Source organism: Bradyrhizobium sp. NAS96.2, assembly GCF_001908235.1.
GTDB lineage: Bacteria > Pseudomonadota > Alphaproteobacteria > Rhizobiales > Xanthobacteraceae > Bradyrhizobium.
Genome location: NZ_LGHK01000139.1, coordinates 1 through 15,190 on the forward strand (window position 1 = coordinate 1; position 15,190 = coordinate 15,190).

General features: G+C 65.3%; 16 protein-coding genes. 9 read left to right on the forward strand and 7 right to left on the reverse strand.

What is annotated here, in order from left to right; genetic code table 11:
* The coding region (locus tag AC628_RS27240; protein ID WP_502689775.1) for a DUF2865 domain-containing protein at window positions 1-1,081 on the reverse strand (1,081 nt) is incomplete at its 3' end.
* Window positions 1,082-1,224: 143 nt separating this feature from the next.
* Window positions 1,225-1,548 carry a hypothetical protein gene (locus tag AC628_RS27245; RefSeq protein WP_074129879.1) on the reverse strand — a complete coding sequence of 108 codons (324 nt, stop codon included), beginning with the start codon at window positions 1,546-1,548 and terminating at the stop codon, window positions 1,225-1,227.
* Between the two features lie 296 nt (window positions 1,549-1,844).
* On the opposite strand from AC628_RS27245, the gene cysS reads away from it, so the two are divergent.
* The 4 genes from cysS to AC628_RS27265 all read left to right on the forward strand — a co-directional run bounded on the left by cysS (window position 1,845) and on the right by AC628_RS27265 (window position 5,836).
* Window positions 1,845-3,245, forward strand: coding sequence for a cysteine--tRNA ligase (gene cysS, locus AC628_RS27250; protein ID WP_074129880.1), 1,401 nt, complete (start codon window positions 1,845-1,847; stop codon window positions 3,243-3,245).
* Entirely contained in the window at window positions 3,242-3,748 is a 507-nt protein-coding gene (locus AC628_RS27255; RefSeq protein ID WP_074129881.1) for a GNAT family N-acetyltransferase, read from the forward strand. Before cysS ends, AC628_RS27255 begins: the two co-directional genes overlap by 4 nt.
* Window positions 3,745-5,343, forward strand: coding sequence for a citramalate synthase (gene cimA, locus AC628_RS27260; RefSeq protein ID WP_074129882.1), 1,599 nt, complete (start codon window positions 3,745-3,747; stop codon window positions 5,341-5,343). The genes AC628_RS27255 and cimA overlap by 4 nt, the downstream gene beginning before the upstream one ends.
* 115 nt (window positions 5,344-5,458) lie before the next feature.
* A complete protein-coding gene (locus AC628_RS27265; RefSeq protein WP_074129883.1) occupies window positions 5,459-5,836 on the forward strand; it encodes a VOC family protein in 378 nt (125 codons plus the stop codon).
* Between the two features lie 179 nt (window positions 5,837-6,015).
* On the opposite strand, the gene AC628_RS27270 is transcribed toward AC628_RS27265, so the two are convergent.
* A complete protein-coding gene (locus tag AC628_RS27270; protein ID WP_074129884.1) occupies window positions 6,016-6,621 on the reverse strand; it encodes an LOG family protein in 606 nt (201 codons plus the stop codon).
* Between the two features lie 213 nt (window positions 6,622-6,834).
* On the opposite strand from AC628_RS27270, the gene AC628_RS27275 reads away from it, so the two are divergent.
* From AC628_RS27275 to AC628_RS27290, 4 genes are all read left to right on the forward strand, one after another.
* Window positions 6,835-8,823: an ABCB family ABC transporter ATP-binding protein/permease gene (locus tag AC628_RS27275; protein WP_074129885.1), complete on the forward strand. Its 1,989-nt coding sequence runs from the start codon at window positions 6,835-6,837 to the stop codon at window positions 8,821-8,823.
* Between the two features lie 51 nt (window positions 8,824-8,874).
* Entirely contained in the window at window positions 8,875-9,573 is a 699-nt protein-coding gene (locus AC628_RS27280; protein ID WP_021081990.1) for a phosphatidylserine decarboxylase, read from the forward strand.
* A gap of 77 nt (window positions 9,574-9,650) precedes the next feature.
* Window positions 9,651-10,532, forward strand: coding sequence for a CDP-diacylglycerol--serine O-phosphatidyltransferase (pssA, locus tag AC628_RS27285; protein WP_074129886.1), 882 nt, complete (start codon window positions 9,651-9,653; stop codon window positions 10,530-10,532).
* A gap of 360 nt (window positions 10,533-10,892) precedes the next feature.
* The gene (locus AC628_RS27290; RefSeq protein ID WP_074129887.1) at window positions 10,893-11,612 is read left to right on the forward strand and encodes an RraA family protein; all 720 of its coding nucleotides are present in this window, start codon (window positions 10,893-10,895) and stop codon (window positions 11,610-11,612) included.
* A gap of 60 nt (window positions 11,613-11,672) precedes the next feature.
* Here AC628_RS27290 and AC628_RS27295 read toward each other — a convergent pair whose 3' ends face one another.
* Together AC628_RS27295 and AC628_RS45515 are read right to left on the reverse strand one after the other, a co-directional pair.
* Window positions 11,673-12,293 carry a TerC family protein gene (locus tag AC628_RS27295; RefSeq protein WP_074129888.1) on the reverse strand — a complete coding sequence of 207 codons (621 nt, stop codon included), beginning with the start codon at window positions 12,291-12,293 and terminating at the stop codon, window positions 11,673-11,675.
* A 177-nt stretch (window positions 12,294-12,470) separates the two neighbouring features.
* A complete protein-coding gene (locus tag AC628_RS45515) occupies window positions 12,471-13,019 on the reverse strand; it encodes a hypothetical protein (RefSeq protein WP_245321338.1) in 549 nt (182 codons plus the stop codon).
* A gap of 55 nt (window positions 13,020-13,074) precedes the next feature.
* Between AC628_RS45515 and AC628_RS27305 the strand changes: the two genes are divergently transcribed.
* Window positions 13,075-13,905: an SDR family NAD(P)-dependent oxidoreductase gene (locus tag AC628_RS27305; protein ID WP_074129909.1), complete on the forward strand. Its 831-nt coding sequence runs from the start codon at window positions 13,075-13,077 to the stop codon at window positions 13,903-13,905.
* Window positions 13,906-13,928: 23 nt separating this feature from the next.
* On the opposite strand, the gene AC628_RS27310 is transcribed toward AC628_RS27305, so the two are convergent.
* Window positions 13,929-14,480: a GrpB family protein gene (locus AC628_RS27310; RefSeq protein ID WP_074129889.1), complete on the reverse strand. Its 552-nt coding sequence runs from the start codon at window positions 14,478-14,480 to the stop codon at window positions 13,929-13,931.
* 56 nt (window positions 14,481-14,536) lie between these two features.
* The gene (locus tag AC628_RS27315) at window positions 14,537-15,172 is read right to left on the reverse strand and encodes an HD domain-containing protein (protein ID WP_074129890.1); all 636 of its coding nucleotides are present in this window, start codon (window positions 15,170-15,172) and stop codon (window positions 14,537-14,539) included.
* Window positions 15,173-15,190: the final 18 nt, after the last annotated feature.

A 15,190-nucleotide genomic window follows, 5' to 3' on the forward strand; every position in this document is an offset into this window, starting at 1 on the left:
CAGCCGGCGGCTGCTGAGCGGCGGGCGCGCCCTTCTTGCCGGCGGCAGCCTTGGTCTGCGCGCGCTGCTGCATCTTCCGCGCGCTCTCCTCGGTGACGATGATGTCGCCCTGCTGCGCAGCGGCCGTCTGGTCGTCGACGGCCTTCAACGCCTCGGCCCAGCTCTGGCCGGCCGCCCTGCAGGAGCAGGACGGATTGAACTCGGTGCGGTACTTGAAGGCGTTCGGCAGCGACGAGTAGGACTGGCCGCTGATCGAGACCGCCTGGTTGATGTCTTCGCCTGGATTACGGTAGGCGAACAGGCTGGCCTCCGCGGCCGGGCACTGCGCCTTGCAGATCTGCTCGTCGGCGGCAAAGCGCGCCGACGAGGTCGCGAACGAAATCGGGAAATAGGCGCCGTCGCAGGTGCGCACGCAGACGGTGCGGAAGGTGCCGGACTGCCCGCCATATTGCGCGTCGGGCGGGGGCAGCGGCGTATTCGGATTGGCGCCGCCGCCACCGCCGCCGAACAGGTTCTCGATGAAATTGCCGGGGCCACGCGAGGCCGCCGCGGCGTATTGCGGGCCGCAATTGTTCTGCGCCAGCGCGGTCAAGACCGAGCGGCGCTGGTTCTCGCGGTCGGCGCCGCCGAGCCCGCCGGAGCGCAGCCGTTCGAGATTGGCGGTCATCTGGTCGAGATTGGCGCGCATCTGCTGGATCTGGTTGTTGACCGGTCCGCACTGCGCCGAATTGTTATTGAACAGCGAGAAGAACCCGGAGCTGTCGCAGCCCATGCGCCGGGCCTGCGCGGTCACGCGATCGAGTTCGCCCTGCTGCCTTGTTGCCGCGTCCTGATAGCGGCGGATCTGCTCGTCCTTGGCCGGATCACCGCTGCCGCCGCCGCGATCGATCGCCGCCAATTGGCCCTCGAGCCGCACGCACATCGGATTGGCCTGCGGATTGGGCTGGGCGCCCTGGGGCGCCGGGCCGGGCGGGCCAGGCGGTACCTGCGCCAGGGCATCCGTGGCGGGCATTGCGATTGCGGCCAACAGGGCGCAAGTCGAGAACCAGCGGGAGAAGCGAAAACGGGAGCTATTGGGCATATCCGGCCATTAAAACGACGCCGCGCGGCGAGCAACGCCAAAGCGCGCAGGCAAGGCCGCTGCAATAGCCTTTTCTCGGGGCAGCGTCACGTCGTTTCCGGGGCGCCGGTGTGGCAATAACCCCGTCTGTCCAGCAGCTTGGCTCAGCGCTGGCAGGTGATGGCGACGTATTCGCCGCAGCTGTTGCCCGTGCATTTCTCGTTGGCGGCGTGCGGAACCGAGCCGGTGATCTCGTCGGGATCGACGCGGCGGTAATTGGTGGCCTGCGCAAAATCCCGTGAGCGGCAGTAGGCGCGGGCGGCGGACGCGCCGCAGCGGTCACCATGGGCGAGGCACTGGTCGATGCCGTAGCCGTCGGCCTGGTTGGCGACGATGAAGACGCGGCTGTCGGCCGACGCGGCCGTGGGGACGAGGGCGGACGGGACAAGGAAGAGCGTGCAGGCAATCAATGCTGAAAAGGGCCGCATGGTGCACCGGTCAAAATGGCGGGGAATCCGTAGGCGTCCGGATACGCCCAATTCCTTAATAATGATTAACCATGAGGGCGTTGGCGTGATTTCGGCGCCCGGCGCGTTGCAAAGCGCCCGAAAACAGCCCCTTGACGCGATAAAGGGGCCATGAGACATGGTGGAACCATGAACGGCCACCTCGCCATCTGCAGCATTTGCCGCGAGATTATGAGCTAGCGATTCGCTGGCTGAGGCCGTCTTTTCTCAATCACCCTGAGAATCACTGGACGCCCGGCCGCAAGGGATGGGTACCCATGGATTTGCGCCTCTACGATACGTTGACCCGGGAGAAGCGGCCGTTCGTGCCGCTCGATGCCAACAATGTCCGTATGTATGCCTGCGGACCGACGGTCTACGACTTCGCCCATATCGGCAACGGCCGCGCGGCCATTGTCTTCGACGTGCTGTTCCGCGCGCTGCGCCATCGCTATGGCGCCGGCCACGTGACCTATGTCCGCAACATCACCGACGTCGACGACAAGATCAATGTCCGCGCCGCGCGGGACTATCCCGGCGTGCCGCTGAACGAGGCGATCCGCAAGGTCACCGAGCAGACCTACCAGCAGTATCAGGATGACGTCACTGCGCTGGGCTGCTTGCCACCGACCGTGCAGCCGCGCGCGACCGAGCACATCCCGGAGATGCGCGCGATCATCGAGAAGCTCGTCGCCGGCGGCTTTGCCTATGTCGCCGAGGATCACGTGCTGTTCTCGCCGCAGGCGATGAACGCGGCCAATTCGGTGTTGCCGCGCTATGGCGCGCTGTCGAAGCGCTCGCTCGACGAGATGATCGCGGGCGCCCGCGTCGACGTTGCGCCCTACAAGCGCGACAACACCGACTTCGTGCTGTGGAAGCCGTCGAAGCCGGGCGAGCCGTCCTGGCCGTCGCCGGCCGGCATTGCGGTCGAGGGCCGGCCCGGCTGGCACATCGAGTGCTCGGCGATGGCCTGGAAGCATCTCGGCGAAAAGTTCGACATCCATGGCGGCGGCATCGACCTGGTGTTTCCGCATCATGAGAACGAGCTCGCACAGACTTGCTGCGCGTTCCATACCGACCGCATGGCCAATGTCTGGATGCACAACGGCTTCCTGCAGATCGAAAGCGAGAAGATGTCGAAGTCGCTCGGCAACTTCTTCACGATCCGCGATCTGCTGGCGGATTGGCCGGGCGAGGTGCTGCGTCTCAGCATGCTCCGAACGCACTACCGTTCGCCGCTCGACTGGACGCTGAAGAGCGCAGAAGAGGCCGCAAGGACGCTCGACGACTGGTATGCGGTCGCGGCCGATGCCGAGTCCGGCGCGCCGTCGCCGGCGATGGTCGAGGCGCTCTACGATGATCTCAACACCGCGCAGGCGATGGCAGTGCTGCACGGCCTGCGGAATGCTGCCGCGAGCAGTGAGTCGGGCCGCAAGGAATTTGCCGGTTCGCTGCGGCTGCTCGGCTTCCTGTCGGAGAGCGCGGCAGCATGGGAGGCGCGCAAGCAGCAGGCGAGCGGCGTCGACGCTGCCGCGGTCGAGGCGCTGATCGCCGAGCGCACCGCGGCGCGTGCGCGCAAGGACTTCAAGGAGTCCGACCGGATTCGCGATCAGCTCGCCGCGATGGGCGTGGTGATCAAGGACTCCAAGGAAGGCACCACCTGGGAGGTCGCGCGATGAGCCGTTCTGCACCCGCGTTGCGCCCCTATCTGCCTGATGACGCGCCGCTGCTGGCGGCGATCTTCGCGGCCTCGATCATGGATCTGACCGGTGACGATTACAGCGAGGCGCAACAGGAGGCCTGGGCGGCGGCTGCCGACGACGAGGCAGCGTTCGGCAAGAAGCTTGCCGGGCAACTGACGCTGATCGCGACGCTGCAGGGCGCGCCGGTCGGGTTCGCCTCGCTGAAGGGGGCCGATCACATCGATATGCTCTACGTGCATCCGAGTGCCGTGGGTCAGGGGGTCGGCGCCGCGCTGTGCGATGCGCTGGAGAAGATCGCAAGCGCCCGCGGCACCAAGACCCTGAAGGTCGATGTCAGCGACACCGCGCTCGAATTTTTCCGCAAGCGCGGCTACGTCGCGCAGCAGCGCAATTCGGTGACCATCGGCGACGAATGGCTCGCCAACACCACGATGCAGAAGACGCTCGACGGCGTTGCCACGCCCGGAGGCCACGCATGAGCCGCGAGCGCCTCTATCTGTTCGACACCACGCTGCGCGACGGCGCGCAGACCAATGGCGTCGACTTCACGCTGCAGGACAAGCAGGTGATCGCGGGCCTGCTCGACCAGCTCGGCATCGACTATGTCGAGGGCGGCTATCCCGGCGCCAATCCGACCGATACCGAGTTCTTCAGCAGGAAGCCCGCCTTCGACCACGCGCGCTTCACGGCGTTCGGCATGACGCGGCGGCCGGGGCGCTCCGCCTCGAACGATCCGGGGCTCGCCGCCATCCTCGAGGCCAAGGCGGACGTGATCTGCTTCGTCGCGAAATCCTCCGCTTACCAGGTCCGGGTCGCGCTGGAGACCACCAACGAGGAGAACCTCGCCTCGATCCGCGACAGCGTCGCCGCCGCCAAGGCGCTCGGCCGCGAGGTGATGGTCGACTGCGAGCATTTCTTCGACGGCTACAAGGAGGACAGCGACTATGCGCTGGCCTGCGCGACGGCGGCCTATCAGGCCGGCGCGCGCTGGGTGGTGCTGTGCGACACCAATGGCGGCACCATGCCGCATGAGATCGAGACCATCGTTGCTGATGTCGTCACGCACGTGCCCGGCGCTCATGTCGGCATCCATGCCCATAACGACACCGAGCAGGCAGTGGCCAACTCGCTCGCCGCGGTGCGTGCCGGCGCGCGGCAGATCCAGGGCACGCTCAACGGCCTCGGCGAGCGCTGCGGCAACGCCAATCTCTGCTCACTGATCCCGACCCTGAAGCTGAAGCAGGAATTTTCCGACGAGTTCGAGATCGGCGTCACCACCGAGAAGATGGCGACGCTGATGAAGGTGTCGCGCACGCTCGACGACATGCTGAACCGCGCGCCGAACCGTCACGCGCCTTATGTCGGCGAGAGCGCCTTCGTCACCAAGACCGGCATCCATGCCTCCGCGGTGATGAAGGATCCGCAGACCTACGAGCACGTGCTGCCGGAGACCGTCGGCAACCACCGCAAGGTGCTGGTCTCGGATCAGGCCGGCCGCTCCAACGTGATGGCCGAGCTCGACCGCGCCGGCATCGCCTATGACAAGAGCGATCCGCGGCTGACGCGGCTGGTCGAGGAGTTGAAGGAGCGCGAGGCCGCGGGCTTCGCCTATGAATCCGCCAACGCCTCGTTCGACCTCTTGGCGCGCCGCACGCTCGGCAAGGTGCCGGAGTATTTCAAGGTCGAGCAGTTCGACGTCAATGTCGAGCAGCGCTACATCGCCAACGGCCAGCGCGTCACGGTGGCGCTCGCGGTGGTGAAGGTTGACGTCGATGGCGAGCGGCTGATCTCGGCGGCCGAGGGCAACGGTCCGGTCAACGCGCTCGACGTGGCGCTGCGCAAGGACCTCGGCAAGTACCAGAAATACATCGATGGCCTGAAGTTGATCGACTACCGCGTGCGTATCCTCAATGGCGGCACCGAGGCGGTCACACGCGTGCTGATCGAAAGCGAAGACGAGACCGGCGAGAGCTGGACCACGGTCGGCGTCTCGCCCAATATCATCGACGCTTCGTTCCAGGCGCTGATGGATTCGGTGTTCTACAAGCTGGTGAAGTCGGGCGCACAGGCGTAGCCGACTAAAGGAAAACAGGCGTCGTCATTGCGAGCCAAGCGAAGCAATCCATCTTTCCGCGCGTGAGGATGCATGGATTGCTTCGCTTCGCTCGCAATGACGGGAGGAGGGACCCATGATCGACCACGTCTCCGTCGGCGTCCGCGATCTCGAACGCGCCGCGCGGTTCTATGAACCGACGCTGGCCGCGCTTGGTCTGAGCCGCCTCGTCACGCGGCCGGCGACGATCGGCTTCGGCAAGGCCTATCCCGAATTCTGGATCAATCTGCGCGCCACGATGGCGCACGTCACGCATGAGAGCGGCAGCCATATCTGCCTGCGCGCGAAGACCACCACCGAGGTCGATGCCTTCCACGCCGCCGCACTGGCGTCCGGCGGTCTTTCCGATGGTCCGCCAGGCCTGCGCCCGCATGACCGCATGCGCTATTATGCGGCCTTCGTCCTCGACCCCGACGGCAACCGCATCGAGGCTGTGACGTTTCCGAGTGAGTAGGTGAGGGCTTAGCTAGCGCATCTCTCGAACCGTCACCCTGAGGAGCGCGCTCTTGCGCGCGTCTCGAAGGGTCGACGGCCACCGGCCGGGCCGTCCATCCTTCGAGACGCGCTTCGCGCTCCTCAGGATGACGGGAATAATGTTGCGCGAGCCGGAAGGGAGCGCTCGAGAGCGTTCCCCTACAGCCGCCGCGCCACTTCGGGGGCGAGCTCCTTCGCGGCCGCCGGCTTGCCGGCCACCGAGGAACGCAGCCGCGGCAGGATGTCGTCGACACGGTCGGCCATCAGGACGTTGATCGGCAATGTCGGGCGAATGAACTCGGTCATGCGCATGTGGTTCAGCAGCGAGAGCAGGGGCTCCCAGAAGTTGTCGATGTTGGCGAGCAGGATCGGCTTGGAGTGGCGGCCGAGCTGCTGCCAGGTCAGTTGCTCGACCAGTTCCTCCAGGGTGCCGATGCCCCCGGGCAGTGCCACGAACGCGTCCGAGCGCTCGAACATCAGCCGCTTGCGCTCATGCATGTCGGGGGTGACGATCATCTCCTGAACCGAGGTCAGCGCATTCTCGCGCGCCCGCAGGAATTCCGGAATGATGCCGGTGACGGAGCCGCCATGATCGAGGGTGGATTTGGCGACCGCGCCCATCAGGCCGATCGAGCCGCCGCCATAGACCAGGCGCACGTTGTTGTCGGCAAAGGCCTTGCCGAGCGCGATGGCTGCTTCAACGAAACGGGGATTGTTACCGGGGCCGGAGCCGCAATAAACACAGACAGTCTTGATTTGGTTCATACGATCCTTGTGGCACTGCAGCGTAAACAGGGTCAAGACTCGCATATGGGGATTGGTGGCCAAAATATCCCGTAAATTCCCGCGAATCGCGAACAATTTTCGTCATAAGCCTGTACGCCGCGTTCAAACGATCTATATGACGGGCACAATGGCAAATCGTGGAAAAGATGTGGCCGCGGACCGCCGCGCCATGACGGCGAGAGCGGGCTCCTGATGGTGCCGCCGCAACAGACTGCAACCGCTGCCGCGGAGCCCAAGGCCGCCACGCCGGCCGCCGAGAAGGGCACGCTGCTCGGTACCCTCGTTCACCTCTGGCCCTACATCTGGCCCGGCGATCGCGCCGATCTGAAGATGCGCGTCATCTGGTCGGTGGTGCTGCTGCTGTTCGCCAAGCTCGCGACGCTGTCGGTGCCGTTCACCTTCAAATGGGCGATCGACGCGCTGAACGGCGCGGGCTCGGCACCGGTCGAGCCGTCGAACTGGGTGCTATGGCTGATCGCCTCGCCGGTGCTGATGACGATCAGCTACGGTGCGGTGCGCATCATCATGGCGGTGCTGACGCAATGGCGCGACGGCATCTTCGCCCGCGTCGCGATGCACGCGGTGCGGCGGCTCGCCTACATCACCTTCGTGCACATGCACGAGCTGTCGCTGCGCTTCCATCTCGAGCGCAAGACCGGCGGCCTGACCCGCGTCCTGGAGCGCGGCCGCTCCGGCATCGAGACCATCGTGCGGATGGTGATCCTGCAGCTGATCCCGACCATCGTCGAGGTCGCGCTGCTGGCGGGCGTGCTGCTGTGGCAGTTCGACTGGCGTTACGTGCTTGCCGTGCTTCTGACGGTCGTCGTGTTCATGTACTTCACCTACATCGCGACCGAGTGGCGGATCGAGATCCGCCGCAAGATGAACGACTCGGATACCGAGGCGAACACCAAGGCGATCGACTCGCTGCTCAACTACGAGACGGTGAAGTATTTCGGCGCCGAGGAACGCGAGGCCAGGCGCTACGACCGCTCGATGGAACGCTACGAGCAGGCCAGCGTGAAGACCTACACCTCGCTTGCGGTGCTCAACACCGGGCAGGCGATCATCTTCACCGCGGGGCTGACCGCAACCATGCTGATGTGCGCCTTCGGCATCCGCAACGGCACCCACACCGTCGGCGATTTCGTGCTGATCAACTCGATGATGATCCAGCTCTATCAGCCGCTGAATTTCATGGGCATGGTGTATCGCGAGATCAAGCAGGCGATCATCGACATCGAGAAGATGTTCGACGTGCTGGCGCGCGATCCCGAGGTGAAGGACGTGCCGGGCGCAAAGCCGCTCGCAGTGTCCACAGGCAGCGTGCGCTTCGAGGATGTCCGCTTTGCCTATGAGGCGGACCGGCCGATCCTGAAAGGTCTGAGCTTCGAGGTGCCGGCCGGCAAGACGGTCGCAATCGTCGGCCCGTCCGGCGCCGGCAAGTCGACGATCTCGCGGCTCTTGTTCCGGCTCTACGACGTCTCCTCCGGCCGCATTTTGATCGACGGCCAGGACATCAAGACCGTGACGCAGGCTTCGCTGCGGTCGGCGATCGGCATGGTGCCGCAGGACACCGTGCTGTTCAACGACACCATCCGCTACAACATCCGCTACGGCCGCTGGGATGCCGGCGACGACGAGGTGGAGGAGGCGGCGCGGCTGGCGCAGATCGACGGCTTCATCCGGATGTCGCCGCAGGGCTACGAGACCCAGGTCGGCGAGCGCGGCCTGAAACTCTCCGGCGGCGAGAAGCAGCGCGTCGCGATCGCGCGCACGGTCTTGAAGGCGCCGCCGATCCTGGTGCTGGACGAGGCGACCTCCGCGCTCGACAGCCACACCGAGCACGAGATCCAAGGCGCGCTGGAGCGGGTCTCGCGCAACCGCACTTCGCTCGTCATCGCGCACCGGCTGTCGACCATCGTCGGCGCCGACGAGATCATCGTGCTGGACCAGGGCCGGATCGCCGAGCGCGGCACCCACGCGCGGCTGCTCGCCGCCGACGGCCTCTATGCCAGCATGTGGAACCGGCAGCGCGAGGCCGAGGAGGCCCGCGAACGGCTCGCCCAGGTCGACGAAGACGGCATCGCGCCGAACCGCCTGCCGCCGGTGGTGGCCGAATCCTCAGAGGATTCCACCCCAGACGCGGGTGAGAAACCCTTGCCGACCGCCGCGGAATAGTCGATTTAGGGCGTCTCCCGCCGCAGGGGCGGGGTACCACAGCGAGTTCTGATGTCGATCGCCAATTCCATCCGCGCGCAGATCCCGCCGATCCATCCGGAGGGCTATCCCTTCATCGGCGGCTTCGCTCTGGCCAGCCTGATCCTGTTCTGGATCTGGACCCCGCTGGGCTGGATCGGGACGTTGCTCACGGTGTGGTGCGCGCTGTTCTTCCGCGACCCCGTGCGGGTGACGCCGCTGCGCGACGGCATCGTGGTGTCGCCGGCCGATGGCCGCGTCTCCATGGTGGTGCAGGCGCTGCCGCCGGCTGAACTCGGCCTCGGCGACAAGCCGCTGCCGCGGGTCTCGGTTTTCATGAGCGTGTTCAACTGCCACGTGAATCGCAGCCCGGTGGCCGGCCGCATCGACCGCATCGCCTATCGGCCTGGTGCCTTCATCAATGCCGAGCTCGACAAGGCGAGCGAGGACAATGAACGCAATTCGCTGGTCATCTCGAGCTCGAACGGGCGCATCGGCGTGGTCCAGATCGCCGGCCTCGTGGCGCGCCGCATCGTCTGCTTCGTCAAGGAAGGCCAGTCGATCGGCGCCGGCGAGCGCTTCGGCCTGATCCGCTTCGGCTCGCGGCTTGACGTCTACCTGCCCGAGGGCACCAAGGCGCTGGTTTCCGAGGGCCAAACCGCGGTCGCCGGCGAGACGATCCTGGCGGATTTCCGCGGCGCCGATCCGGGCCGCACCTACCGGGCCGATTAACGCTGTTTCAGCCGGTCGATCAGCCGGTTCCCGCGCCGATGGCGGAGCGGGGCCATGCTTGCTATATTTATCGGACCATGACGCCATTCGATAACAATTCCAGCGAGCTGCGCCGCCGCCGGTTCCGCCCGATCCCGGTGCGGATGCTGGTGCCGAACATGATCACGTTGCTGGCGATCTGCGCCGGCCTGACTGCAATTCGGCTGTCGACGGAAGGGCGGATGGAGCTTGCGGTCGCCGCCATCGTGTTCGCCGCGATCCTCGACGGCATCGACGGCCGCGTCGCCCGCATGATCAAGGGCCAGTCGAAATTCGGCGCCGAGCTCGACAGCCTCGCCGACTTCGTCAATTTCGGCGTCGCGCCGGGCCTGATCCTGTATTTCTGGCAGCTGCATGAATTGAACAACGGCGGCTGGATCGCCGCGATGGTGTTCGCGATCTCCGGCGGCCTGCGCCTGGCGCGCTTCAATGCCTCGATCGACGACCCGAACAAGCCGGCCTTCGCCGCGAATTACTTTACCGGCGTGCCGGCGCCGGCCGGCGCGATCACCGTGCTGCTGCCGATCTATCTCGCCTTTCTCGGCGTGCCGATGCCGCCGGCGACCTTGACGGCGTTCTACACGTTATTGATCGCCTTCCTGATGGTGTCGCGCCTGCCGGTGTTCTCCGGCAAGACCGTGAAGATGCGCGTGCCGCCGGAGATGGTGCTGCCGGTGTTCGTGGCCGTGGTGTTCTTCGTCGCGCTGCTGATCGGCTATCCCTGGCACATCCTGTCGGCGGGCTCGGTGGCCTATTTGATCAGCCTGCCGTGGGGCTGGAAGTCCTACCGCGACCAGGAGCGCCAGCTTGCGGCGCAGACGCAAGCCGCAACCGCGCCGGCGGCGACATCGCCTGTGGCTCCCTACGCAGCGCCGGTCGCGGAGAGCGACCACGACGATCGTCCAACGCATCTTCATTAAAGCGCGCCACTGATTGACCCGTCATCCCCGCGCAAAGGCTTCGCCTTTGTCGCTGGAGGTGCGAGCCTTGCGGCGCAATTGCGCCGCTGGGCGAGCCTCGAAGGATGCACGGCCACCAGCGGGGCCGTCGACCCTTCGAGGCTCGCTCCGCTCGCACCTCAGGGGTGACGGTGATAGGGCCGGGTGAGTCTATTCTCCCAAATATCAGCCATGAGCGTGCCTCGGTTGGGTTCGCCTTCGATCTCGGCTATAGGCTGGGACGGCCCGCTTGAGCATGATCCGGAAAAGTGGAAACCGGTTTTCCGAAAAGATCATGCTCAAACAAAGAAATCTGACGCCAAAAATCAGGAGAGAAACGCCGTGACGACATCCGCTTCCGCCCCGCTTCCTGCATCCGTCCTTGAAGCGTTGGCGCGCTACGACACGCCGACGATCTGCAACGCGATGGAGATCGTAGCGCCCGAGCGCCGTCTGATCGGCTACACCGTGAAGCCGCTGGTCTGCCCGTTCCCGACCTTGCCGCCGATCGTCGGCTACGCGCGCACGGTCGCGATTCGCTCGGTGCTGAAATCCGGTCTCTCGGCCGAGGAGCAGTCGAAGCGCCGCATCGACTATTACGAATATGTCGGCACCGGCTTCGGTCCGCGCATTTCCGTGATCCAGGACATCGACGGTCCCGACGTCGGCTACGGCGCGTTCTGGGGCGAGGTGCAGAGCGCCGTGCACAAGGCGCTCGGCTGCCTCGGTGTCATCACCGACGGCTCGATCCGCGACATTCCGCAATGGGCGCCGGGCTTCCAGGCGCTGGCCGGCTCGATCGGTCCGTCGCATGCCTGGGTGCATGCCGAAAGCTTCGGCGGCGAGGTCCGCGTCGCCGGCATGACGGTGCGCTCCGACGATCTGATCCACGCTGACAGCCACGGCGCGATCGTGATCCCCTATGACGTCGCGGCCAAGCTGCCCGAGGCCGCCGAGCTCTGCGGCCGCCGCGAGACCCCGATCCTCGACATCGCGCGAGCTAAGGATTTTTCGCTCGAGAAGCTGAAGGACGCGCTGAAGCGCTCGGCCGAGATCCACTGACGCAATGCGCGTCTTTGATATGCTAAGCGGCGGACCGGAAGGCCCGCCGTTTTGCTTTCGTCAGACCGGCGCGACCCTCGCGATCTCGTTCGCGCCGCGAATGGTCATGTCGACCGCGACATAGAGGATCACGGCGAGGCCGACATAGGCGATCCAGCGGTGGTTCTGCAACAGCCGCGCGATGAAGGTGGCGGCCGCGCCCATCATTGCGATCGAGAGCGCGAGGCCGAACACCAGCACGATTGGCTGCTCGCGCGCGGCGCCGGCCACCGCCAGCACGTTGTCGAGCGACATCGAGACGTCGGCAACGATGATCTGGGTCGTGGCCTGCCACAGCGTCTTGCGCGGCACCTCCGCGCCGTCGGAGCCATCCACGGCCGTGGTCTCGTGCGTGCTGGCGCGCAGCTCCCGCCACATCTTCCAGCACACCCACAGCAAGAGGATGCCGCCGGCCAGCAGCAGGCCGACGATCTGCATGAGCTGCGTGGTGAGAAGCGCGAACATGATACGCAGCAGCGTCGCGGCGCCGATGCCGATCAGGATCGCCTTGCCGCGTTGCGTTCCCGGCAGGCCTGCTGCGGCAAGGCCGATCACGACGGCATTGTCGCCGGCCAGCACGAGGTCGATGACGACGACTTGCAGCAATGCGCTGAGCGCGTCGAGTGAGAGCAGTTCGGACATGGATCATGTTCCCCTTGAGGTCGGGGAGTGGACCGTTTCGACGAATCCGGCTGTCACCGTCATCCGACGGCAAATCAGCCACGACGGTGTCGCGTCGCGGGTCGAAGCAGGGCCACTCCAACTGAGTTCCAGTCCGACATCGCAGCGTGTGGCTGCCAGAGGGGCCCGGCCTGGGATTTACGGTCGTGACACCGGACGAAGCATGGCCTGTTCCTCGAAGAACAGCGCCGCCTGATCCGGCTCGCCGAGGATCGCCGCTGCACATCCCATGAAGGTGAAGGCACCGGCAAAATCCCACAGCGTGAGGTTCGCCGCGCTCGTGCGCACGTGGATCACGCGCGCCGCAAGCGCGGCAATGGCTGCCTCCGCGAACAACGATGGGCTGAGCGCGGGCAGCACGAGTGCGGGCTCAACCAGATGAAGCGTCAGGACGATCGGCAGCGCGGTTAGCACACCGAACAACACGAGCATGCCGAATGGCTCCAGCAAGGGAGCCTTCCGCAAGATCCCGTCTGGAATGGTCGAGGACATTCCGGTATCCTGGCTTTGTCGTTCATATCGACGATACCAGAATCCACTCACGTTGACGCGCGGCGCGGCGCCGCGCGACCGCAGGCCGCGCGACAAGCTGTACGCCTTGTAGACATGGAGAAGGGCTGTGGTCGGAGTCATTTCGGACGCCGTTTTGGTGCAGATGGCGCCCTGGCATGCCATGGCAAAGGTCACGCGGCGTATTTATCCTTGGTGGCTGCGCTGGGCGAACGATCGAAAGGCAATTTCGATGAACATGGCAGGCAAGACGGTGCTGATCACCGGTTCCACCGATGGCGTGGGCCGCTACGTCGCGATGAAGCTGGCGGCTGCCGGCGCTCGGGTCCTGATCCACGGCCGCGATACGCAGAGGGCGCAGACCCTCGCCGACGAGATCAAGCGGGTCAGCGGCCGCGAGCCGATATTCTATCAGGCCGATCTTTCCTCGCTCGCCGAGGTCCGCGAGTTCGCCCAGCTGGTGCTCGACGATCAGGAGCGCCTCGATGTGTTCGTCAGCAACGCCGGGATCGGCTCGCAGAACGAGGGGCCGGCGCGGCAGACCAGCAAGGACGGCCATGAGCTGCGCTTTGCCGTCAACTATCTCGCCGGCTTCCTGCTCGCGCACCTTCTGCTGCCTCGGCTGAAGGCGAGCGCGCCGGCGCGCATCGTCAATGTCGCCTCGGTCGGCCAGCACCCGATCGATTTCGACGACGTGATGATCACGAAGAACTACAGCGGCGGCCGCGCCTATGCGCAGAGCAAGCTGTCGCAGATCATGTTCACCATCGACCTTGCCGCTGAGCTGGAAGGCACTGGCGTCACCGTCAACGCGCTGCACCCGGCGACCTACATGAACACCACGATGGTGCGCGCCAGCGGCGTCACGCCGATCTCGACCGTCGAGCAGGGCGGCGATGCCATCCTGCGTCTCATCCAGGGCGAAGACGTCGCCGGCCAAAGCGGGCTGTTCTTCGACGGCAAGCGCAAGGCCCGCGCCCATGCACAGGCCTATGATGCCGAGGCGCGCCAGCGGCTGCGGACGTTGAGTCTGAAACTGGTCGGATTGCCGGGCGGTTTGTAGGGCGGGGCAGCGGTCCGGAATTGTTACCGATCCCGCGTCGCTGCGCGCCAGGCGCGGGCCTTGGCCGTGGTTTCTTCGACGAAGGCAGTTTTGCCGTTTCGATAGGCCCCGATGTTGTCGTTTGACGAAGCAGCGAGGGTTCGCTTGATGTCGGCGTAGGCGCGAGCTGCCTCAGGGTGCGCGCGAAGATAGTCGCGAAACACCACCAATGCTTCCCAACGCGGATGCGACGGCTCCATCACATGCAGATGGTGGGTCCACGGACCCGGCGGTCCCTTGCGGAAGAACAACTCGCCGGGGATCCATGCGGCGTATTCCGGGACGTAGATGTAGCCAAGCGCCTCGATCGGCTCGACGCATCGTCGCTTTGCCTCTTCGAGGCTCTGCACACCGACCAGCAGGTCGATGATGGGCTTCGATGGGAGACCGGGAACGGCCGTGCTGCCCACATGCTCAACGGCCAACGCGAACACGCCGAGCGCCTGCGCGATCCGCGCGCGCTCCTGCGCGAACAGGGTAGGCCAGTTGGGATCATAATCGATGACGACGATCGACCCGGCGCCGTATTTCTCCACGCTTCACCCCGTGATTGCCTTCGCACGATATCATGCGGGGCGCGGCCGAAGAAGGCTCAGCTCGGCCAGGGAGTGTTGCGGATGCGGACGCATGCATTCGGCTTGCGGAACGTCGGATCGCGATCTTCGATGTAGTCGAAATTGACGGTTCCGAACGTGGTCTGAGGCTTCTTCAGGGCCGAGCACGTCTGTATCTCGAGAAACTCGTTCTTGAAGTCACCGCGCGGAAATGCGGCGATCACCTGCTGGCGTTGCTCCGGCGTGTAGTCGTCGTATCCGACGCCTACGACATCGACCAAAACTCCCGCGTTGGTGAGCGCGATTTCCGGCCGCATATATTGCGGAATCTCGGGGGTGGTGTGCAAGGCAATCGCCTCCCAGACCAGATCGCTCTTCGCGTCCGCGATGCCGCGCGCCCGCAGAAATTCGCGTGCTGCATCGGCGCCGTCGACCTCAAAGCGTTTGGTCTCGGTATGGTAGTGATCGACCAGGCCGAGATCGTGAAACAGTGCCGCGACATAAAGCAGCTCGGAATCGAATTTCAGCTTCTGCCGGATTCCCCTGATCGCGCCGAACACATAGACGCGAACCGAATGGTTGAACAGCATCTCGTTTTCATATTGGCGCACCAGCTCGGCCGCCTCGCGCGCCAGCTTGCTGTCGGGAATCGTGATGCCGGAAACCTCGGTCATTTGGTGGCTCCTTCTTCC